This is a genomic window from Alicyclobacillus acidocaldarius subsp. acidocaldarius DSM 446 (assembly GCF_000024285.1).
Classification (GTDB): Bacteria; Bacillota; Bacilli; order Alicyclobacillales; family Alicyclobacillaceae; genus Alicyclobacillus; species Alicyclobacillus acidocaldarius.
On the sequence record NC_013205.1, the window covers coordinates 1,044,295 to 1,064,163 of the forward strand.

23 protein-coding genes are annotated in these 19,869 nt (G+C 64.1%); 17 read left to right on the top strand and 6 right to left on the bottom strand.

The features are described from left to right. Positions 1–3: 3 nt before the first annotated feature. The gene (locus AACI_RS04845) at positions 4–1,239 is read left to right on the top strand and encodes a S1C family serine protease (protein WP_012810361.1); all 1,236 of its coding nucleotides are present in this window, start codon (positions 4–6) and stop codon (positions 1,237–1,239) included. A gap of 36 nt (positions 1,240–1,275) precedes the next feature. Here AACI_RS04845 and AACI_RS04850 read toward each other — a convergent pair whose 3' ends face one another. Further along, a complete protein-coding gene (locus AACI_RS04850) occupies positions 1,276–1,815 on the bottom strand; it encodes a sigma-70 family RNA polymerase sigma factor (protein ID WP_014463833.1) in 540 nt (179 codons plus the stop codon). Between the two features lie 43 nt (positions 1,816–1,858). Here AACI_RS04850 and AACI_RS04855 point away from each other — a divergent pair, with 43 nt between their 5' ends. From AACI_RS04855 to AACI_RS04860, 3 genes are read left to right on the top strand one after another with little or no spacing between them, the layout of a single operon-like run. Further along, positions 1,859–2,491: a DedA family protein gene (locus AACI_RS04855; RefSeq protein ID WP_012810362.1), complete on the top strand. Its 633-nt coding sequence runs from the start codon at positions 1,859–1,861 to the stop codon at positions 2,489–2,491. A gap of 51 nt (positions 2,492–2,542) precedes the next feature. Then, on the top strand, positions 2,543–2,725 hold the full coding sequence (locus AACI_RS16530; protein WP_218917124.1) for a hypothetical protein: 183 nt from the start codon (positions 2,543–2,545) through the stop codon (positions 2,723–2,725). Next, positions 2,725–4,266: a recombinase family protein gene (locus AACI_RS04860; RefSeq protein ID WP_012810363.1), complete on the top strand. Its 1,542-nt coding sequence runs from the start codon at positions 2,725–2,727 to the stop codon at positions 4,264–4,266. Before AACI_RS16530 ends, AACI_RS04860 begins: the two co-directional genes overlap by 1 nt. 192 nt (positions 4,267–4,458) lie before the next feature. Here the strand turns inward: AACI_RS04860 and AACI_RS04865 are convergent, their stop codons facing one another. Further along, positions 4,459–5,160 (bottom strand): SGNH/GDSL hydrolase family protein, encoded by a 702-nt coding sequence (locus AACI_RS04865; RefSeq protein ID WP_245530769.1) that lies wholly within the window; start codon positions 5,158–5,160, stop codon positions 4,459–4,461. A 131-nt stretch (positions 5,161–5,291) separates the two neighbouring features. Here AACI_RS04865 and AACI_RS04870 point away from each other — a divergent pair, with 131 nt between their 5' ends. Both AACI_RS04870 and folE read left to right on the top strand, forming a co-directional pair. Further along, positions 5,292–6,476, top strand: coding sequence for a hypothetical protein (locus AACI_RS04870; RefSeq protein ID WP_012810365.1), 1,185 nt, complete (start codon positions 5,292–5,294; stop codon positions 6,474–6,476). Between the two features lie 107 nt (positions 6,477–6,583). After that, positions 6,584–7,147, top strand: a complete 564-nt coding sequence (folE, locus tag AACI_RS04875; protein ID WP_218917116.1) for a GTP cyclohydrolase I FolE — start codon at positions 6,584–6,586, stop codon at positions 7,145–7,147. A gap of 8 nt (positions 7,148–7,155) precedes the next feature. On the opposite strand, the gene AACI_RS04880 is transcribed toward folE, so the two are convergent. The 3 genes from AACI_RS04880 to AACI_RS04885 all read right to left on the bottom strand — a co-directional run bounded on the left by AACI_RS04880 (position 7,156) and on the right by AACI_RS04885 (position 8,734). Then, positions 7,156–7,794 carry a hypothetical protein gene (locus tag AACI_RS04880; protein ID WP_245530709.1) on the bottom strand — a complete coding sequence of 213 codons (639 nt, stop codon included), beginning with the start codon at positions 7,792–7,794 and terminating at the stop codon, positions 7,156–7,158. A 46-nt stretch (positions 7,795–7,840) separates the two neighbouring features. After that, positions 7,841–8,008, bottom strand: a complete 168-nt coding sequence (locus tag AACI_RS16900) for a hypothetical protein (RefSeq protein ID WP_245530710.1) — start codon at positions 8,006–8,008, stop codon at positions 7,841–7,843. A gap of 111 nt (positions 8,009–8,119) precedes the next feature. After that, positions 8,120–8,734: a superoxide dismutase gene (locus AACI_RS04885; RefSeq protein ID WP_012810367.1), complete on the bottom strand. Its 615-nt coding sequence runs from the start codon at positions 8,732–8,734 to the stop codon at positions 8,120–8,122. A 193-nt stretch (positions 8,735–8,927) separates the two neighbouring features. On the opposite strand from AACI_RS04885, the gene fabI reads away from it, so the two are divergent. Further along, positions 8,928–9,710, top strand: a complete 783-nt coding sequence (gene fabI, locus AACI_RS04890; protein ID WP_280959721.1) for an enoyl-ACP reductase FabI — start codon at positions 8,928–8,930, stop codon at positions 9,708–9,710. Between the two features lie 43 nt (positions 9,711–9,753). On the opposite strand, the gene AACI_RS04895 is transcribed toward fabI, so the two are convergent. After that, a complete protein-coding gene (locus AACI_RS04895) occupies positions 9,754–10,827 on the bottom strand; it encodes a quinone-dependent dihydroorotate dehydrogenase (protein ID WP_012810369.1) in 1,074 nt (357 codons plus the stop codon). A gap of 201 nt (positions 10,828–11,028) precedes the next feature. Here AACI_RS04895 and AACI_RS04900 point away from each other — a divergent pair, with 201 nt between their 5' ends. The 10 genes from AACI_RS04900 to AACI_RS04945 all read left to right on the top strand — a co-directional run bounded on the left by AACI_RS04900 (position 11,029) and on the right by AACI_RS04945 (position 19,837). Beyond that, the gene (locus tag AACI_RS04900) at positions 11,029–11,586 is read left to right on the top strand and encodes a sigma-70 family RNA polymerase sigma factor (protein ID WP_012810370.1); all 558 of its coding nucleotides are present in this window, start codon (positions 11,029–11,031) and stop codon (positions 11,584–11,586) included. Continuing rightward, positions 11,573–12,616, top strand: a complete 1,044-nt coding sequence (locus AACI_RS04905) for a hypothetical protein (RefSeq protein ID WP_012810371.1) — start codon at positions 11,573–11,575, stop codon at positions 12,614–12,616. The genes AACI_RS04900 and AACI_RS04905 overlap by 14 nt, the downstream gene beginning before the upstream one ends. 119 nt (positions 12,617–12,735) lie before the next feature. Beyond that, entirely contained in the window at positions 12,736–13,848 is a 1,113-nt protein-coding gene (gene ald, locus AACI_RS04910) for an alanine dehydrogenase (protein WP_012810372.1), read from the top strand. A 17-nt stretch (positions 13,849–13,865) separates the two neighbouring features. After that, positions 13,866–14,180, top strand: a complete 315-nt coding sequence (locus tag AACI_RS04915; RefSeq protein WP_014463849.1) for a metal-sulfur cluster assembly factor — start codon at positions 13,866–13,868, stop codon at positions 14,178–14,180. Between the two features lie 154 nt (positions 14,181–14,334). Next, positions 14,335–15,120 carry a Fe-S cluster assembly ATPase SufC gene (gene sufC, locus AACI_RS04920; protein ID WP_008339423.1) on the top strand — a complete coding sequence of 262 codons (786 nt, stop codon included), beginning with the start codon at positions 14,335–14,337 and terminating at the stop codon, positions 15,118–15,120. A gap of 14 nt (positions 15,121–15,134) precedes the next feature. Further along, the gene (locus tag AACI_RS04925; protein ID WP_012810374.1) at positions 15,135–16,406 is read left to right on the top strand and encodes a SufB/SufD family protein; all 1,272 of its coding nucleotides are present in this window, start codon (positions 15,135–15,137) and stop codon (positions 16,404–16,406) included. Beyond that, positions 16,403–17,635: a cysteine desulfurase gene (locus tag AACI_RS04930; RefSeq protein WP_012810375.1), complete on the top strand. Its 1,233-nt coding sequence runs from the start codon at positions 16,403–16,405 to the stop codon at positions 17,633–17,635. The genes AACI_RS04925 and AACI_RS04930 overlap by 4 nt, the downstream gene beginning before the upstream one ends. Beyond that, the gene (gene sufU, locus AACI_RS04935) at positions 17,622–18,077 is read left to right on the top strand and encodes a Fe-S cluster assembly sulfur transfer protein SufU (protein WP_012810376.1); all 456 of its coding nucleotides are present in this window, start codon (positions 17,622–17,624) and stop codon (positions 18,075–18,077) included. The genes AACI_RS04930 and sufU overlap by 14 nt, the downstream gene beginning before the upstream one ends. 51 nt (positions 18,078–18,128) lie before the next feature. After that, complete coding sequence (sufB, locus tag AACI_RS04940) at positions 18,129–19,526, top strand: Fe-S cluster assembly protein SufB (protein ID WP_008339416.1); 1,398 nt, start codon at positions 18,129–18,131, stop codon at positions 19,524–19,526. Then, positions 19,526–19,837: a non-heme iron oxygenase ferredoxin subunit gene (locus AACI_RS04945; protein WP_008339415.1), complete on the top strand. Its 312-nt coding sequence runs from the start codon at positions 19,526–19,528 to the stop codon at positions 19,835–19,837. The genes sufB and AACI_RS04945 overlap by 1 nt, the downstream gene beginning before the upstream one ends. Positions 19,838–19,869: the final 32 nt, after the last annotated feature.

Consider the following 19,869-nt stretch of genomic DNA (forward strand, 5'->3'; position numbering starts at 1 on the left):
TGCATGCGGCGTCGACGTTGGGATTACGAGGACTGGCCGAGCGAGAACAGGCGGTGGGGCGTGTGGCTCGCGGGCGGGACCGCGCTCGTCGCCATCTGCTACATCCTCGGCATCTGGACGGGCGCGGCGCTCACGCGCGGTCGTTCGCAGACGACCGTGGAGTACGTTCCTCCTCAGACGGGCAACACCACGAGCACATCCGGATCGCTCACGCCGATCCCTGGCGTCGAGGACACGACTATCGTCACGCAGATCTACAATCGCGCGAAAAATAGCATTTTCACCATCACGGCCGTGTCCGGCGGTAAACCGACGTCGAGCGACGCGGAAGAGGATATCGGCACCGGCTTTCTGATCGATCACAACGGGGATCTCCTGACCAACGCGCACGTCGTGGGCTCGGCCACCACGGTGCAGGTGTCCGGCGACAACCGGCAATTCGTCGGCCGCGTGATCGACGCGGATCAGCTCGACGATCTCGCCATCGTGCGCATTCCTGCGCCGAAGTCGCTGCAGCCGCTGCCGCTTGGGTCGGTGAAATCCCTGCAGCCCGGCAGTCTGGTGATTGCCATTGGCAATCCGTTCGAGCTGACCTCCAGCGTGAGCTCGGGCATTGTGAGCGGGCTGAACCGGTCCATGTCCGAGTCCAATGGCCACGTGATGAACGGGATGATCCAGACGGACGCGCCGCTCAACCCGGGCAATTCGGGCGGTCCGCTTCTGAACGCGGCCGGACAGGTCGTGGGCATCAACACGCTGATTGAGAGCCCCATCGAAGGATCCATCGGCATCGGATTTGCCATTCCGATTGACCGCTTCATCCAGTTGGAGCCGGAATTGCTCGCGGGCAAGCCGGTCGCGCACGCGTGGCTCGGCATTGAGGGCATGGACATCGACAGCCTCATGCAGCAGGCGCTCAACCTGCCGGTATCGTCGGGGGTGTACGTGACCGAGGTGACGCAGGGCGGCCCCGCGGCAAAGGCGGGTTTGCGCGGAGATTCCAACGCGGCGAAGCTCAACAGCCTGAGCCAGTCGGCCAATCCGTACGCCGCGCTGAAGGGCAACGGAGACATCATCGTCGGGATCGACGGCAGATCCGTCTCGAGCATTGAGCAGCTGACGCAGGATATCAATCAGGACGAACCCGGCCAGACGGTGGTCCTGACGGTGCTGCGCGGTGGGAAGACCCTTCATGTGCGCGTGACGCTCGGGACGTGGCCGTCCGGGCAGAATCCGTGAACCGGACGGCCACGCGGCTCGTCCTTACGGCTGGAGTTACGGTTGAAGGCGAGCGTTGCGGATGGCCTGCTTGCGCTCCTTGGCGACGTGCGACTGGTGAAACATCTTGAGCAGCGCCCGTTTTTCCAACCGGGACACGTAGGAGCGGGAGATGTCGAGCGAGTCGGCCACCTCGTTCTGGGTCCACTCGCGCCCGTCGGCGAGGCCGAATCTCAGCTCAATGACTTTGCGCTCACGCTCGTCGAGGACGTCGAGCAATTGACGCATCGTGTTGAGTTCCATTCGGCGAGACACCTCGTCCTCCGTGGAGTCGCTCTCGGAAAACAGGATGTCGCCGATGGTGATCTCGTTCCCCTCCTTATCCGTACCGATGGGGCTGTACAGGGATACGTCCTTGCGCGACTTGCGCTGGGCGCGCAGTTGCATCAGGATCTCGTTTTGGATGCATCGCGCGGCGTAGGTCGCGAATTTGGTCCCTTTGGACGGCTGATACGTGTCCACAGCTTTAATCAAGCCGACCGTGCCGATGGAAATCAGGTCATCCTGATCGATCCCGGACGTATCAAACTTCTTCATGTCGTCGACATCGCCGCGGTTGGGCCATCGTGGAGGCGAGTGCGTGCACTTTCAGGAGATCCTTCAGCATTACGGTTATGCGGGCGTTTTCTTCATCATCTTCGTCGAGGCCATCGGATTTCCGTTTCCGGCTGAGACGACGCTGACACTCGCCGGGATCGAATGGTCCAAGGGCGTGTTTCACCTGGTCCCCCTTTGGTTGATGGGGTGTCTCGGCAACCTCGTCGGCTCCGCGGTGGCGTTTTTCATCGGCTGGTTTCTGGGACGCCCGGTGGTTTTGTACTTCGGCAAGTACGTCGGGATCACGGACAAGAAGCTCGACATGGTGAACGAACGTTTCCAGCGCTACGAGTTGGCCGTGATCTTCATCGCCAAGTTCATCGCCGGCGTGCGCATCATCGTGCCGTATCTGGCGGGCATCAACCGCATGAATCCCGCAAAGTTTTTCACCGTGAACACCATCGCCGCCATCGTGTGGTCGGGCGCCTTCATCATCGCCGGGAAGTACATCGGCGAGGAAGTGAGCCGCTACTGGCCGTTCCTCAAGCACCACCTCTGGCTTGCGGCCATCCTCGCCGCGATCGTCGTAGCACTCCTCCTCGCGTTTCGCAGGTGGGAGCGTAAAAAGATGCACGGGTCGGCGCCCGATGCCAAACGAGACGGTGCCGAGCGCTGATCTCGCGTTCTCAACAGGCCGCTGTCGTAGGACATCCTCGCATGCGCATACATGCGAATGGGGGTGTTCTTCGTGCAGCGGCCTGTTCGCGTGGTTTGGTGTGTGCCGGAAGGTGACGTGGCCGAGGCGGATCCCGCTCGGCTCGCGCGCCTGTGGGCGCAGACGTGGCTCGCGCTCTCCGACAAGCTCGGGGAGACAGTGAGAGGACATCCGACCTCAGGGGATGACGCGTGATGTGGACCGCCATCTACACCCGCGTGTCGACCGAACACCAGGCGCAGGCGGGGCATGGGCTTGACGTCCAGCGAGAGGCGTGCGTGCAGTACGCCCTTTCCCTTGGGGTGGCCCCGCACGACATCCGCCTCTACGAGGAAGCGGGCGGGTCGGGCGAGGACATGGACCGGCCGGAGCTGTTGCGCCTCCTCGATGACGTCCGGCGTGGGCTTGTCGATCGCGTCGTCGTGAAACACCCCGACCGCCTGTCGCGCAACGTGGCCGACAAGGCCATTGTGGTACGGGAGTTATCCGCGTGCGGCGTGAAGCTCCACTTTGTCGACGTGCCCAACTGGGATGAGTCCGACGAAGCGGTGCTTCTCTTTCACGTCATCTCGAGCATTGCCGAGTACGAACTGCGCCAGATCAGACGGCGGACCCTTGCGGGCAAACTGAAGGCAGTTCGGGGCGGCAAGGTGATGCCATCCGGGGTGGATCCGTACGGCTATCGCTACGAGGACGGGCGATACGTCGTGGTTCCCGAGGAGGCCGAGATCGTCCGGCTCATCTACCAATGGTATGGGATCGACGGCATGAGCCTTCGCGCCATCGCCGAGCGGCTCGACGCGATGGGGGTGCCGACCAAGACGCGCCAGTCGGCGCGCTGGCACCACAGCACGGTGGCGAGGATCCTCGACAACCCACTCTATCGAGGCACCTGGTATTACAACCGCCGGCGCACGCGCAAACGGCAGGGCGTGAGAGGCGCGCGCCGCGGCCGAGGGCGGCAGGTGGTGGCCGTGCGCGATCCCGGCGAATGGATCGCCGTATCGGTGCCGCCCGTTGTCGATCCGGACCTCGCGCGCTCGGTCGCGCTGCGCAAGCAGGGCAGTCCGCGAGGCGGCTCGACTTCGGCGCACACGTTTTTATCGGGCAAACTCGTGTGCGCGCACTGTCAACGCGCTTGGCGTCACGAGGCATGTCGAACCGCGGGCGGGATCGTGCGCAAGTTTCGGCGCCCGCCGGCGGAACGAGGGGCCGACCCATGCGCGTATCGATGTGCGCGCGTGCCTGCGGACGAGATCGAGCGGGCGGTGTGGCGCGAGCTGGTGCGGCGCATGCGCGCTTTGGGAATTGGGCGCGAGCTCGCCGCAGGCGGGCGCGCGAGCCCGGGCGACCCGCTGATGGAGGATGTGGCGCGACTTCGCCGAGAGATGCGGGCCGCGGTGGAAAGGCGGGATCGCGCGAGGGAGCTGTATCTGCGCGGGCACCTGGACCGAACCGCGGCTCTGCGCGCGATGTCGGAGGAGGCCCGGCGCCTGCGCGAGGGGCGCGCCGAGGCGTGCCGACTGTGTCACGCGCGGCAACGTCGGTTGAACGCGTGGGAAGACCTGTGGACGGCGCTTGAAACGCACGATGGCGTGGAGCTCAGGCGGTTGTGGCTCGAGGCTGCGGTGTCGCGCGTCGAGATGGACGCCTCGGGCGGCGAGGTGGTGCTGACCCTCTTCGCCCGGATCGGCGAACAAACGGGTGCCCGCGTCGACGACACGTTGGCGACGTGAGCGACCAGGCGGAGGTTGTGTTCGACGAGGATATCGTGCGCCTGTTTGTCTCGATATTTTCGCCAGAGTTCAAAGTATTTGGCCTCGTCCTCCTTGGACAGCGGCTGCGGAAACGACTGGCTGGCAAAGCTCGACGCCAGCACAAAGTCGTCGGCCGATCCGGAGAGCAGGGACAGCTTGAACAACGGGGACTCACCTCCGACTGTGCCAAACGGCCGTGCTTCCTAGCCTATGTCGCAACGCCGCAAGGGGTGAGATGTACGCGGCCAGTCCAAGCCCAATCAGCTGGTGGCCGAGATCGTTGGGATGCACCGGCGCGCGGCCGCACGCGAGCACATCCTCCAGGCGGCCCGTGCGGTATCCCGCGATGAGGAGCGGCTCTCGGCCTGCGAACCACGCGTCGACCGGAGCGACGGAGGCGCCAAGGCGGATGGCCACCTGGGTCATCACGTCGTTCAGGCCCTGAATCGCGGACGCGGTGAGAGGCGAGTTCGGAAAGGGATTGTACAGCGTGCAAAACACGAGCGGCACGCCGCGGCGTCGGCAGGCGGCCGCGATGACGGCGAGATCGCGCGCATAGCGCCGGTAGGCGGCGCGAAGCTGGCGGTGCAAGTGGCCTTCCGAGAGAGATGTGACGGCCGCCTGAACGAGGTCGTCCCCGCCAATCAGGACGGCGGCTGCGTCCGCGTCCGCGAGCGCCGTTTTGTCCGCCTCCACGGCAGCCGCGAGATCCGCACTTGTCCATCCGGGCTCTGCCACGACGCGCGTTTCCAGCGGCGAACGCCCGTCGGCCACCAGCGCGCGCGCCGCCACCTGCGGATACGCGCGAGTAGGCCGAGACGCGCATTCTCCGTACGCGATGGAGTCGCCCAAATGAAGCACGATCACGCTCATCAACTCCTTGGCCAGCGCCCGCAAGCGACAGGGACGTCGGCATACAATGAACCATCGCAACTCCATTCCATGCTGACGTCGCGCAAAACGAGTGGGTGTTTGCCACATTTTGTGCGTGAGGAGAGGAGAACGTGACCGTACGGCCCGAACAGGTGCTCTTGTACGCCGCGACCCAGGGCGATCTCGTCAAGTGTTATGCCGCGGCCGACGTCGCGGGCATTCCGTACAGCCAGTGCACCGGTGACTTTCAAACCGCGTGGGCCAAATGCGCGGACGATGCGACGCTTGTCATCGCGGTCGGTGGCGCGGCGCTATACGCGCTCTACTACAACCCGTGTGGTTGGTCCAATCCGGCGGCCATGCCCGCGGGACACACGCCGTTCACCCAAGAGCCCGCGGGACAGGGGGTGCAGGCGGCGCGGGCCAACGCGTTTGTCAACGCGGCCGGGTACACGGCTCTCGACAGCCTCACGCTCGCCGTGATGCTGTCGTACTACGCCGTGCACGGCGCGTTTCCGCGCGGCTACACCTCGCTGCCGGCGCAGGAGGTGCCACAGCGCGTGTGCGTGACCGGGAGCTCTCCCCACGTCGTGGGCGTCTCGGTTGCGCAAGGCGCCAATCCGTCCCCCACCGTGTCCACGCCGTCGGTCGGCCTGTACGCGGCGTTTGCGACCGAGCAGGAGGTGCTGCAGGCTTTTCAGCAGGGCTGGCCTGGCGTGGCCACCACGGCGGGGCTCGGCACCGAGACCGCTCCCTACACGCGGGTCATCGCGTCGCAGCCTGACGTGAACATTGCGCGGGCGTTCGCCGCGACGAACCATCCGGCGTGGTGGCTCTCCTTTTGGACGGTGAGCTGGCCACAGGCTGGTACCACGTTCTACGAGGCCGGCTACGCGGCCGGAGCCTACGCCGCGTCTCAGATCGAGGCGTATCCCGGATTGCGCAGACCCGACTTTGTGATTTTGGATCCGGAGGGATACAATAATCCTGCGTCGACGGCGGCGGAGTTCCAGTCGTTCATCCAGGGGTTCGTCGCAGGCGTGAAAAGCGTCTCGGCGCGGCTGCAGCCGGCCTTCTACGTCAATCAGTGGCAGTACGTGACGTATGATCTCCAGGCGGTCGAGCTGCCGTGTTTTATCGCCATCGCGCCCATCGCGGGCAATCGCCCCATGGTGAACGGCACGAACATCCGCGGCTATATCGCGTACTACGCCGGCTGCCCAGCCGCCTCCTACGTCAGCCAGGTGAAGACGTGGGGCGGATTGTACAATACCGTCCAGTTTCGCGACAGTGGTATCGATTGCCCGCCCGCCTGACGGCGGGCCGCGGGCTTCTCGGGCGGCGACTTTGAGGAGGAAAAGGTGTGGCGACATCTCGCGTGGACTCGGAGCGCGCGCACGCGTCTTTGCACGTGGACAAGCCGATGGATACGGCGCGAATTGAACAGGCGGTCCGCATGATCCTGGAGGCCATCGGAGAAGACCCGGATCGGGAGGGACTGGTGGACACGCCCGCCCGGGTGGCGAGAATGTACCAGGAGATCTTTTCTGGGCTCCATCGAGACCCCCAGGAGGAGTTGTCGGCTCGCTTCCACGTCGAACACGGCGAAATCGTGTTGGTGCGCGACATCCCCTTTTACTCGATGTGCGAGCACCACCTGCTTCCGTTTTTCGGAACGGCGCACGTGGCCTATCTTCCGCACAACAACGTCGTGACGGGGCTGTCCAAGCTCGCGCGGCTCGTGGACGTCGTGGCCAAGAAGCCCCAAGTGCAGGAGCGCATGACGAACGAGATCGCGGACGCCTTGTCGGAGGCGCTCCAAGCGGAAGGCGTGCTGGTCGTGATCGACGCGGAACACCTGTGCATGAGCATGCGCGGCATTCGCAAGCCAGGCAGTCGCACCACGACCATTGCCGCGCGCGGCAAGTACGACGAGGACGCGCGACTGCGTGAAGAGGTCCTGCATCTCATCCGCCTCGGCGTGTGACCTCGCGTTCAGCCGGCCTTCAATCGGCCCTTGTGCCGAAGTTTGAGCAGCCGCGCGACGTTCGAGGTCACGAACGAGATCGCGAGTGAAACCGGAAGATGCTCTTCTCGGATGAGATCGACCGTCTCCTCCCACAGCGTCGCGATGCTGCCAATGCCCACGGCCACAAGCTTGCCTCGCTCGTCGAAGATGGGGGAAGAGCCGTTTGAATCGGAGCTCATGGTGACAAAATGGGGCTCTACGCCGCCGTCGAGCAATTTCACGATGGCCTTCGACGGCTTGACGGAGACGTGATCGTGCGCGTCGGGGCGAATGCCGCTCGTGACGTCGCACATGCCATACCGCTTGCCCCATTTGATGCTCGCCTCCAAAACACCCGGATTCCGATTGAGGTGGGTGGGCACGAAGGTGGAGCGGGGCAAGCCGGTGCGCTTGGCCACGCGCATCAAGAGATCCAGGTGGTCGTCCTCGTCGCCCATGTGAAAGTGGACCACCCCAGCCTTTCCGGCCAACAGCCCTCCGACATACGCCTCCGAGACCAATTCGGCGATCTCGTTCTCATCGGGATGGCTTGAGCGCGAGTCGGCGATGGCGATCTCGCCGACGCCGATGACCTTTTCAATCAGGACGAGATCCGACCTCGGCATGCCCGTCAGGGTCCGGGTGGGGACTTGGTAGGCCTCGCTGTAGATATCACGTGGGTCGGCCGTCGAGATCGATCACGTCGATGGGCACGTTGCCGGTGAGCTGCAGGTCGCGCTCGATGGCGGCGATCTGCCGACCGGCGATGAGAATGTCCCCGACGCCGAGATCGTCCGGGGCGTAGACGTGCGCCCGCTTCAGCAAGGTCAGCGGTGCCATAGAACCCCCCTCGTCGAGAACTGTCTATGGCAGGATGTTCCATATTGTGGAGGACTATGCACACCTCTGCATCAAAAAACCGCCCCGCGTGGGGCGGTTGGGCAGGCCGCTTCAGCCGTTCAGCGCGGCCTCGTAGTTCTTGTTGGCCTGATCCCAGTTCACGACGTTCCACCAGGCCTTGATGTATTCCGGACGGCGGTTTTGATACTTGAGGTAGTACGCGTGCTCCCATACGTCGAGGCCGAGGATGGGCTTCTTGCCCTCCATGAGCGGATTGTCCTGGTTCGCCGTGCTCATCAAAGCGAGCTTGCCGTTGTCGAGGACGAGCCAAGCCCAGCCGCTTCCGAAGCGAGCCGTGGCGACCTGCGTGAACTGCTCCTTGAACGCCTCAAAGCTACCGAACGTCTCCCGGATGGCGTCCGCCAGCTTGCCGGTCGGCTCGCCGCCGCCGTTCGGCGAAAGGAGCGGCCAGAACAGGCTGTGGTTGGCGTGACCGCCGCCGTTGTTGCGAACCGCGGTGCGGATATTCTCCGGAACGGCATCCAGGTTGCTGATGAGCTGTTCCACGGTCTTGGATTCAAGATCCGGATGGCCCTCGAGCGCCTTGTTCAGGTTGTTGACGTACGCCGCGTGGTGGCCATTGTAGTGAACGTTCATGGTCGCCGCGTCGATGTGGGGTTCCAGCGCGTCATACGCGTAGGGAAGCGGTGGGAGTTGATGTGGCATTCGCAGCTCAACCTCCTTACGAATTTTCATGATCCGTTCCCATTGTAGCGCATGTCTGTCCACAATTCCAGATGAGGAGGAAATCTGAGGATCTTCATCTAGGGCCACGCGTCTGTGCATCGCGCGCGTCCGGTTTACGGAGCGCACGCAGGGATGGTATACATGAATGGAGATGTCGTTGCTGGAAAGGGAGATGAGGTTGCAGCTTCTGGAAGGCAAGACCATCGCAGTGATGGGCGTGGCCAACCGCCGATCCATCGCCTGGGCGGTGGCGGAATCGGTTCGCAAGTTGGGTGGGAAGCTCATCTTCACGTATCGAAGCGATCGCGCCGGGCGCGAGTTGCAGCGGCTGTGCGAGGATGTGTTTGGGGGCGAGATGCCGCTCGTCGTCCAATGCGACGTGCAGAATGAAGCGTCGCTCGAAGCGGCGTTCGCCGAGATCGCGCGTGTGACGGACTGCGTCGATGGGCTCGTGCACTCCATCGCGCATGCGCGCGTTGAGGATCTCCAGGGCGAATTCGTCGATACACCGCGCGAGGGCTTCGATCTCGCCCTTGAGACGAGCGCCTACAGCCTTGTCGCCGTGTCACGCGCCGTGCGCCCGCTCATGAAGCGAGGCGGCAGCATCGTCACCATGAGCTATCTGGGCGCCGAGCGCGCGGTCCCCAATTACAACGTGATGGGCGTGGCGAAGGCCGCCCTCGAGGCTTCGGTGCGGTACTTGGCGCGCGATCTCGGCCCGAACGCCATCCGGGTGAACGCCATCTCGGCGGGACCCATTCGCACGCTGGCCGCCAAGGGCGTCCGAGGTTTCAACGACGTGCTGCACGCCGTCGAGGAACGCGCGCCGCTCAAGCGCAACGTCACCGCCGAAGAGGTGGGCGACGTGACCGCGTTCCTCTTGAGCGATCTCGCCCGCGGCGTGACAGGCGAAGTCATTCACGTCGACGGCGGCTATCACATCGTCGGCATTTGACGAACCCGTGCGGGGGACGCGCCTCCCCGCACGCCCGCGCCTCTTATTCCCTCACGTCCATCCCCACCGCATCCGCGATGTTCGCGAAGCCGTCGCGGGCAAGGAGCGCATCGAGCCCGCGGACGAGTTCCCCCACGACGGCCGGCCCTCGGTAGATGAGGGCGGTGTAAATCTGCACGAGCGACGCTCCGCTCCGGATCTTCTCGTACGCGTCTTCCGCGGTGAACACGCCTCCGGAGCCGATGATGGGCAGTCGTCGCCGCGCGGCCCGCGCCGCGATGCGCACCACTTCGGTCGATCGCGCCGCCAGCGGGCGTCCGCTCAGGCCCCCCGCCTCGTCTCGGTACGGCCCGGAAAGCGGCGGCCGTTGGACGGTCGTGTTCGTGCAGATGAGTCCCAGGTGTTCCCGAAACGGCGACGTGGCCAACGCGTCCACGATGCGCTCGATCTCGCCGTTTTGCAGGTCCGGGGCCAGCTTGACCCAGACCGGCAGGCGATGCCGGCTTCGTATGGGCTCGATGGCGCGCAGCAGCTCGAGGATGAAAGCCTCCGACTGGAGATCGCGCAGGCCCGGGGTGTTCGGCGAACTCACGTTGATCGTCAGGTAGTCGGCGAAGGGAGCCACCTGCTCGAGCGCCGCGCGGTAGTCCTCGTGCGCGAGTGCGTTCGGGGTGTCTTTGTTTTTTCCGATATTGATCCCCAGAATGCCGCCTGTGCCCGCTTCTCGCACCCGTGCAAGGCGCCTGGCGACGGCAGTGGCCCCCTCGTTGTTGAAGCCCATTCGGTTGATCAACGCCTCGTCCTGAATCAGGCGGAACAGGCGGGGCTTGGGGTTCCCCGGCTGAGGTCTTGGCGTCACCGTACCGATTTCGACAAATGAAAAACCCATGCGGTACCAAGCCGGAATGGCGACGCCGTTCTTGTCGAGCCCCGCCGCAAGCCCAATGGGGTGCGGAAACGGAAGGCCGAGCACCGTCTGCGACAGGCGGCCGGACGCTTGGACGCGCGGGCCAAACCACCCCGCGGTGGCCGGGACGCGGCGAAGCGCCGCGAGCGTCCATTCGTGCGCCCGTTCCGCCGACAGGCGAAACAGGATGGATCGGACAGCGGAATACATACGCTCCCCCTCGTCATGGCGGACGATTGTCGTTGGCAAGTGTACCATGATCGCAAGCGGGATGCACGGCAGCGCACCGTGGCACCTGGGGTCCACCGCGCCGGTCCACATCCGCGGGAGGCGCGCCGGCCACTCAGCGCTGTCACACATCCGGGCCCTCGTTCGTCTACACACTGGACCCAGATTTGAAGGGGTTGGAGCATGAGGCACGCGCGTCGCAACGAAACGCCGGCGGAGGACGCGGCGCTGCTCGCCGAATGGATGGAGTTATATGGCGGCGACGTGATCCGGCTGGCGTACTCGTATGTCCACAACTTTCATAAGGCTGAAGACATCGCCCAGGATGTGTTCCTGCGCGCGTGGCAGCACTATGGGGAATTTCAGGGCCAGTCGTCCATCAAGACGTGGCTTTTGTCCATCACGGCCAACCGCGCGCGAGACGTCCTGCGATCCGGCGCGGAACGGCGCGAGTTCGCCGACGAGGGCGAGGCCTTCGCGCGAGAAATCGAACCGTGCGATCCGGCCGATTTGGTCGCGGACAAGTTGGCCCGCGATGCCGTGTGGCGAGCCATCCGGGTGCTGCCGGAAACGTATCGCGAGGTGATGGAACTGTATTACGGAAACGATCTCACGACGCATGAAGTCGCAGAGATCCTCGGGATTCGCGATCAGACGGTAAGGACGCGCCTGCACCGGGGGCGGCAGATGCTCGAGCGGGCGCTCGCCGAGCAAGGAGGGATGGGCGTTGACCACGCGTGACGATGACGAGCTGGAGGCGAGGATCCGCCGCGCGTATCGGGAACGCGAGCCTGTGCCGTTCCGAGATGAGCTGAAGGCGCGCGTGCTCCGGGAAGCGACGTCCGCCGAAGGGAAACCCTCGCCTCGCACGGCAACGCGGGGGAGAAACCGCCTGATGTCCTCGGCCGCGCTGTGGGTGGCGGGCGTGGCAGTGGCACTTTTGTGCGTTGTGGTGGCCTGGCCGAAAACACCGCTCGAATCGATCACGACCACCCAGACGTCGAGGCAGTCCGTTCGCTCCCAAGGCCCTACCCAAACTGTGGTCCATGGGTTCGGGCTCGCGTATGCGCCGATCGAGGTGTCCAACGTGCGCGTCGGCACCTTGCCGGGGGAACCCGCCGACTCGTGCGTGCTGGCAGAGCTGCGAAACACCTCGAACCAGACGCTGTACGAGCCTGACGTGATGGGCGTGCTCTGGTTCACGCCGCGGGGCGGGGGCGATGAGAACTGGCTGACCTTCGTCAACGCGCCCGCCGAAGGATTGAAGCCGGGACAGACGGTTACCTGGGGGTTCCATCCGTCCGGGCCGCATGCCGGTTCGTCGCAGGCTCTTTCGGAGATCCCCCATCTTCGGTTTTTCTACAGCCGGTCCGCCTCCGCCGAATCGGCCAACCTCGTGTGGAGGCAGGCGCCGGTCGGTGTGGAGGACATTCAGGTGCTTCCGGTGGCGGGAGGACCAGGTGCAACGTGGCAGTCCGCGGACGTGTATGCCACGCTCGTGAACCGCGCATCCCGAACCGTCGATCTCGCCGACGAGCGGGCCGTCATCTGGTTTTCGCAAGGGGCGTCCGACACCTTCTTCGATCCGTCGGCTGTCCGGTTCCTATTTCATGTGACGCCGGAGTTGCCGGGCGTCTCGTGGCCCTCCGCGCTGAAGCCAGGGGAGCGAGTGCGCGTGGAGTTCCGCGTGCTGTCGACCAAAGGCACGGACTTTTTCAGCCGCGTGTGTCATGTCGTTCTGCTGGATGCGCCACTGGTTCCTCAAAATTAGGGAATTGTGCCGGATCACGAGAGCCACCCGGCTGCCATTGCGTTTCAGGGACGTGCTCAGTACACTGGATGCGGAACGAACGAGGGCGACTTGCCCCGAGGCTCGCTGGGGGGATCAAGGTGATTATTGGCGTACCCAAGGAATTGAAGGACAACGAGAACCGGGTGGCCATCACGCCGGCGCTGGCCCACGCGCTGGTGGACCAAGGGCACGAGGTTCGGATTGAGGCGGGGGCGGGAGAGGGAAGCGGTTTTCGAGATGAAGACTACACCTCTGCAGGCGCCACCATCGTGCCGGACGCAGAGACGGTCTGGAAATCGGCGGACATGGTCATGAAGGTCAAAGAGCCCCAACCGGTTGAATATTCATACTTCCGGTCCGGGCTCATTTTATTTACCTATCTCCATCTCGCGCCAGAGCCCGAGTTGACACGGGCGCTCATGGAATCCGGCGTCACCGCCATCGCGTACGAGACGGTGCAACTGGAGGATCGCTCACTCCCCCTGTTGACCCCGATGTCTGAGGTGGCGGGGCGCATGTCGATTCAGATTGGGGCACACTTCTTGGAGAAGGCGCACGGCGGGCGCGGCGTGCTGCTCGGCGGCGTGCCCGGCGTGCCGCCTGCGCGCGTGATTGTGGTTGGCGGCGGGATCGTCGGCACCAACGCGGCCCGCGTGGCGGTCGGCATGGGCGCCGACGTCACCATCTTCGACAACAACCCGAAGCGGCTCCGCGAATTGGACGACCTCTTCCAGGGTCGCGTGCGCACCATGATGTCGAATCCGTACAATCTGCGGGAGCACATCGAGGGCGCGGATCTCCTCATCGGTGCGGTGCTCATCCCAGGGGCGCGTGCGCCGAAGATCGTCACGGAGGAGATGGTCAAGGGCATGAATCGCGGCGCGGTGGTGGTCGACGTCGCCATCGATCAGGGCGGATCCATCGAGACCATCGACCGCATCACGACCCACTCGAATCCCGTGTTCGAGAAGCACGGGGTGCTGCACTACGCCGTGGCCAACATCCCTGGCGCAGTGCCGCGGACCTCGACGCTCGCTCTGACCAACGCCACGGCGCCCTACGCACTGCGGCTCGCGCAGGGCAGGGAGGACGCGCTTCGGCACGATCCGGCGTTGGCCCGCGGCGTCAATGTGTACAAGGGCCGCGTGACGTATCAGGCGGTGGCGGATGCGCTCGGGCTGCCGTATACGCCGATCGACAGCTTGCTGTAAAATGAAGCTAAGGGGGGATGCGCGTGGTCACCGAGGAACAGGTGCGCACGGTCTTGATGGACGTGCTTGACCCCGAGATCCAGATCGACATCGTCAACTTGGGCATGGTATACGGCATCGACATTCAGGATGGCGGAAAGCGAGTCAAGGTCACCGTCACCCTGACGACGATGGGTTGCCCGTTGTTCGACGACATCAAGGAGCAGATCATCGAGAAGGTGTCCGAACTGGAAGGGGTCGAAGAGGTCGATGTGGAATTGACCTTCGATCCGCCTTGGGACAAAGAGATGATGTCCGAAGAGGCGAAGCTCGTGTTCAAATACCTGTTTTGAGTTGGAGCCAAATCGCGCAGGGCGGGGCGGGAGCCAGCGGCCCTGCGCCGACTTGCTTTTTGCTGTCGTTGTGGTACGCTTGGGATCGAAAGATGACTTCCGAAGTCAACATTACATTGCCGAGATAGAGGCGCAAAGAGAGAGGTCGGTTCGTGTGAGCAAACCAGATTTCGTCGTTCGCGGTCTTCGCGTACAGGTGGAAGGCAAAGAGATTCTGAAGGGCGTCGACCTTCACATTCGCGGGGGAGAGATTCACGCCATCATGGGCCCCAATGGGACGGGAAAGTCGACGCTGGCCTCGGCCATCATGGGGCACCCGCATTACGAGGTGACCGCGGGGGAGATCTGGCTCGACGGCCAGAACGTCCTCGAGATGTCCGTGGATGAGCGCGCGCGAGCGGGGCTGTTCCTCGCCATGCAGTATCCGGCCGAGGTTCCCGGCGTGTCGAACGCGAACTTCATCCGTACCGCGCTGAACGCCCGCCGTGGAGAGGGGAACGAGATTCCGGTGCTTCAGTTCCACCGCCGCCTGGTGCAGAAAATGAAGGAACTGAGCATTGATCCTTCGTTCGCCGAACGGTATCTGAACGAGGGCTTTTCGGGCGGCGAGAAGAAGCGGAACGAGATCCTGCAGATGGCCATGCTGGAGCCTCGCATCGCCATTTTGGACGAGATCGACTCGGGTCTCGACATCGACGCGCTAAAAATCGTCGCCAACGGCGTCAATCAGTTGCGGTCGGACAATATCGGCTTTCTCATCATCACGCACTATCAGCGGCTGCTGAATTATATCGTGCCGGACGTGGTGCACGTGATGATGCAGGGCCGCATCGTCAAGTCGGGCGACGCCAAGCTCGCCGAGGAGCTTGAGGCCAAGGGGTACGATTGGCTGAAACAGGAACTCGGCATTGAAGATGAGACCGTCGAAGTGGAAGCCTGAGGGGGTGACGCAGCGTGGGAGAAGTGACCGCTTTGAATCCAGTGCTGCGCGTCGCTCAGGCGCTGCAGGAGCCAAAGGCCGTGACCGAGAAACGGGATGCGGCGTGGAAACAGTACGAGTTGCTCGAGGTGCCTCGCCTTGAAAAAACGGATCTGCGGCGCGTCGCGTGGGAGGTGGGTGAATTCGAGCCGTTCGAGGCTCCGATTCCAGAGTCCGCGCTCGCGTACGTGCGCGGAATCACCCACTCGTACGCGCTCGTCGTCGACGGCCTGGTCCGCGAAATTCGCCTCGCGGAGGAAGCGAAGGAAAAGGGCGTTGCGCTCCTGGCCATTCACGAGGCCTGTGAGACGCACCCCGAGATCTGGAATCGCCACTTCGGCACCATCGTGCCTGTGGAAGAGGCGAAGTGGACGGCTTTGAATATGGCGCTTTTTGCGGGCGGCGTGTTTTTGCACGTCCCGCGCGGCGCGGAGCTGGAGCAGCCCGTCGAGGTCGTGTACGTCTGGACGGGGCGCCCCTTCAGCGCCTGCTCGCGGAGCCTCGTCGTCACCGAACCACTGTCGAGGCTGCGCTACGCGGAGACGACCTTCGCGGCGGACGGGGGGCGTTTTGTCAACAGCCACGTCCTCGAGGTGTTCGCCGGGCAGGCGAGCCGCGTCGAGATCGCGATGGCGGACGAGTGGGCCAAGGGCGGCATCCATTTTGTGACCCGGCGCGCGAAGACGGACAACGACGCCGAGGTCGACTGGGTGGTGGCGGATACGTCCGATGGCCAAGCGGTGGAAACGATTGAGAGTGCGCTGGTGGGGCAGGGCAGCCGAAGCTTCACCCGCGTGATGGGACTGGGCCACGGCCGCGCGCACGTGGAGATCACGGCGAGCATGCGGCACGTGGGGCGCCACACGGAGAGCGAGATTTCGATGAACGGAGCGCTCCGCGACCGCGCGAACGTGATTTTCCGCAGCCGCACGCAGATCGAAAAGGGCGCGGTCGGCGCGGGCAGCGAGCAGCACGATCGGATGATCATGGTGGACGGCACGGCCCGCGCGGACGCCATCCCGATGCTGCTCATTGACGAGAACGACGTCGAGCGCTGCGGACACGCGGCGAGCGTCGGGAAGATCGATCCGCTGCAGGTGTACTACCTCATGTCGCGCGGCATTCCGCAGTCCGTCGCGGTGCAGATGATCATCTGGGGCTACCTGCGCGATTCGGTCGAGGCGCTGCCTTCGGACGCCATGCGAGATCTCGTCGTGTCAAGGGTGGAAAGGGAGCTTGCGCGATGAACGCGGAAGAGCTTCGCAAGGATTTTCCGATTTTGTCTGAGCGAATCAACGGGCATCGGCTGGTGTACCTGGATAACGCGGCGACGTCGCAGAAGCCGCGCCAGGTCATCGACGCCATTCGGCGATACTACGAGCACGACAACTCCAATGTGCACCGCGGGGTGCATACGCTGGGTTCGCGCGCGACCGAGGCTTACGAGGCGGCGCGGGAACGGGTGGCGCGGTTCATCCGGGCGAAATCGCCGCAGGAGATCGTGTTCACGCGGGGCACGACGGAGTCGCTGAATATGATCGCGCACGGGTACGCCCGCGCGAAGCTGCGCGAAGGCGACGAAATTGTCCTGCCGCCGAGCGAGCACCACTCGAACCTCATCCCGTGGCAGCAGGCGGCGCGTGCGACGGGCGCCACGCTGCGGTACCTGCCGCTCCAGCCGGACGGGACCATTCGGCTGGAGGACGTCGAGGCGGCGGTGACGGATCGGACGAAGATCGTGGCCATCGCCCACGTGTCGAACGTGCTCGGCACGGTGAACCCGGTGCGGGAAATCGCCGAGATCGCCCACCGCCACGGGGCCATCATCGTGGTGGATGGGGCGCAGAGCGTGCCGCACATGCCGACGGACGTCGTGGAGATGGACTGCGACTTTCTGGCGTTCTCGGGCCACAAGATGCTCGGGCCGACGGGAATCGGCGTGCTGTACGGCAAAGCCGAGCTGTTGGCGGAGATGGAGCCGACGTACTTCGGCGGCGAGATGATCGACGTGGTGGATCTGTACGAGTCGACGTGGAAAGAGGCGCCGTGGAAGTTTGAGGGCGGCACGCCCATCATCGCGGGCGCCATCGGTCTGGCCGCCGCGATGGACTATCTCGAGAAGGTGGGCTTGGCGGAGATCGAGCGACACGATGCGGCGCTCGCGGCGAAGGCGGTCGAGCGGCTGGCCGAGATCGACGGCGTGACCATCTTCGGGCCGCCGCCTGGGCAGTCGCGCGCGGGCCTCGTCACGTTCAACCTGGGCCGCGTCCATCCGCACGATCTCGCCACTGTGCTCGACGCGCGCGGCGTGGCCATTCGGGCAGGGCACCATTGCGCCCAGCCGCTGATGCGCCTGTTCAACGTCCCGGCGACGGCGCGCGCGAGCTTCTACCTGTACAACACCGAGGAAGACGTCGATGCACTCGTGGATGCCGTCCTCGAGGCAAAGGAGTTTTTCGGCCATGCAATTGGATGATCTGTACCGCCAGGTGATCATGGATCACTACCAGCATCCCCGGAACCGTGGGACGCTCGACGAGGGCGCCATCTCGGTGGATCTGCGCAATCCGAGTTGCGGCGACGAGATTCATCTGCAACTGCTGGTGGATGACGGCATCGTCAAGGACGTGCGGTTTCTGGGCAGCGGCTGCTCCATCTCGATGGCGTCGGCCTCGATGATGACGGAGGCCATCAAGGGCAAGTCCATCGAAGAGGCCGTGGACCTTGCCCATGCGTTTCGCGCGATGATGCGCGGCGAGGACGTGGATCTGGAGCAGATGGGGGAGCTCGAGGCGCTGCAGGGCGTGAAAAAGTTCCCGGCCCGCATCAAGTGCGCGACGTTGGCGTGGCAGGCGCTGGAACGCGCCGCGTCGGTGCCGCACGGAGGGCACATCGACGAAGAGACGCTCGGCGAGTAAGGGCAAGGGCCGCCGGGGGCGGCCGAGATCGACCATGAGGAGGGATTGGACATGGCGAAAGTGCTGCCGGACATGGAAGAGTATCAGTATGGATTTCACGATCCCGACATCGCCGTGGCGAAGCTCGACAAGGGATTGTCGCGCAAGACGGTGGAGCAGATCTCGATGATGAAGAACGAGCCGGGCTGGATGACCGACTTCCGCCTGCGCGCGCTCGAGATCTTCGAGCAGAAGCCGATGCCGACATGGGGCGGCGATCTGAGCGAGCTGAATTTCGACGACATCAGGTATTACGTGAAGCCGACGGAAAAAAAGGGCCGCTCGTGGGACGAGGTTCCGGAGGAGATCAAGCGGACGTTTGACCGACTCGGCATTCCAGAGGCGGAGCAGAAGTTTTTGGCGGGCGTTTCGGCGCAGTACGAGTCGGAGGTCGTCTACCACTCGATGCGCCAAGATCTCGAGAAGATGGGCGTCATCTTCATGGACACGGACAGCGCGCTCCGCGAATACCCGGAGCTGTTCAAAGAGTACTTTGGCACCGTCGTGCCGCCTGAGGACAACAAGTTTGCGGCGCTGAACAGCGCGGTGTGGAGCGGCGGCAGCTTCATCTACGTCCCCAAGGGCGTCCGCTGCGAGATCCCGCTGCAGGCGTACTTCCGGATCAACTCCGAGAACATGGGTCAGTTTGAGCGCACGCTCATCATCTGCGATGAGGACAGCTTCGTCCACTACGTCGAGGGCTGCACGGCGCCGATTTACAGCACCAACTCGCTGCACAGCGCGGTCGTCGAAATCATCGTGAAGAGCGGGGCGCGTTGCCGCTACACGACCATCCAGAACTGGGCGCCGAACATCTACAACCTGGTGACGAAGCGCGCCGTGGCGTACCGCAACGCGACGATGGAGTGGGTCGACGGCAACATCGGATCGAAGCTGACGATGAAGTATCCGTCGGTCTACATGATGGAAGAGGGCGCAAAGGCGATGGTGCTGTCCATCGCGGTGGCGGGCCGCGGCCAGCATCAGGACGCGGGTGCGAAGGTGGTTCACCTGGCGCCCAACACGACCTCGACCATCGTGTCGAAGTCCATCAGCAAGCACGGCGGCAAGACCACGTATCGAGGTCTCGCGAGCTTTGGCCCGAACGCGAAGGGCGCCAAGGCGAACATCAAGTGTGATACGCTGATCCTGGACGACAACTCGACCTCGGACACGATTCCGTACAACGAGATCATGAACGACGACGTGACGCTCGAGCACGAGGCGTCCGTGTCGAAGGTGAGCGAGGAGCAGCTGTTCTACCTGATGAGCCGCGGGATTCCGGAGGAAGAAGCGACGCGCATGATCGTCATGGGCTTCATCGAGCCGTTCACGCGCGAACTGCCGATGGAGTACGCTGTGGAGATGAACCGGCTCATCAAACTGGAGATGGAAGGTTCGATCGGCTGATGGCTTGGATCAAGGTGGCGAACGTCTCCGAGATCGGCGTGGGGGAGATGAAGCGCGTCGAGCTGCCCTACGACGACGTCGCCATTTACCACGCCGAGGATGGGTTTTACGCGACGTCGGATGTGTGCACGCACGCGGCCCAGTCGCTCACGGAGGGCCGCCTGGAAGGGCATATTGTGCACTGCCCGCGTCACGGAGGAAAGTTCGACATTCGCACGGGAGAGCCGAAGGCGTTCCCGTGCGTGATTCCGCTGCAGACGTATCCGGTGGAGGTGCGCGGCGGAGAAGTGTGGATCGACGACGAGGGCTGACGCCTCTCTTCGATCCCGCCCTCCGCGCTCGA

Bases quoted from the DNA above. Each gene is read 5' to 3' on its own strand.
- AACI_RS04885 (WP_012810367.1), bottom strand. From the start codon at position 8,734: ATGCCACATCAACTCCCACCGCTTCCCTACGCGTATGACGCGCTGGAA.
- folE (WP_218917116.1), top strand. From the start codon at position 6,584: ATGGATACGGCGCGAATTGAACAGGCGGTCCGCATGATCCTGGAGGCC.
- AACI_RS04880 (WP_245530709.1), bottom strand. From the start codon at position 7,794: ATGCCGAGGTCGGATCTCGTCCTGATTGAAAAGGTCATCGGCGTCGGC.
- AACI_RS04895 (WP_012810369.1), bottom strand. From the start codon at position 10,827: ATGTATTCCGCTGTCCGATCCATCCTGTTTCGCCTGTCGGCGGAACGG.
- AACI_RS04900 (WP_012810370.1), top strand. From the start codon at position 11,029: ATGAGGCACGCGCGTCGCAACGAAACGCCGGCGGAGGACGCGGCGCTG.
- fabI (WP_280959721.1), top strand. From the start codon at position 8,928: ATGAGGTTGCAGCTTCTGGAAGGCAAGACCATCGCAGTGATGGGCGTG.
- AACI_RS16530 (WP_218917124.1), top strand. From the start codon at position 2,543: ATGCGAATGGGGGTGTTCTTCGTGCAGCGGCCTGTTCGCGTGGTTTGG.
- sufU (WP_012810376.1), top strand. From the start codon at position 17,622: ATGCAATTGGATGATCTGTACCGCCAGGTGATCATGGATCACTACCAG.
- AACI_RS04860 (WP_012810363.1), top strand. From the start codon at position 2,725: ATGTGGACCGCCATCTACACCCGCGTGTCGACCGAACACCAGGCGCAG.
- AACI_RS04930 (WP_012810375.1), top strand. From the start codon at position 16,403: ATGAACGCGGAAGAGCTTCGCAAGGATTTTCCGATTTTGTCTGAGCGA.
- AACI_RS04845 (WP_012810361.1), top strand. From the start codon at position 4: ATGCGGCGTCGACGTTGGGATTACGAGGACTGGCCGAGCGAGAACAGG.
- AACI_RS04850 (WP_014463833.1), bottom strand. From the start codon at position 1,815: ATGAAGAAGTTTGATACGTCCGGGATCGATCAGGATGACCTGATTTCC.
- AACI_RS04865 (WP_245530769.1), bottom strand. From the start codon at position 5,160: ATGAGCGTGATCGTGCTTCATTTGGGCGACTCCATCGCGTACGGAGAA.
- AACI_RS16900 (WP_245530710.1), bottom strand. From the start codon at position 8,008: ATGGCACCGCTGACCTTGCTGAAGCGGGCGCACGTCTACGCCCCGGAC.
- AACI_RS04945 (WP_008339415.1), top strand. From the start codon at position 19,526: ATGGCTTGGATCAAGGTGGCGAACGTCTCCGAGATCGGCGTGGGGGAG.
- AACI_RS04915 (WP_014463849.1), top strand. From the start codon at position 13,866: ATGCGCGTGGTCACCGAGGAACAGGTGCGCACGGTCTTGATGGACGTG.
- sufB (WP_008339416.1), top strand. From the start codon at position 18,129: ATGGCGAAAGTGCTGCCGGACATGGAAGAGTATCAGTATGGATTTCAC.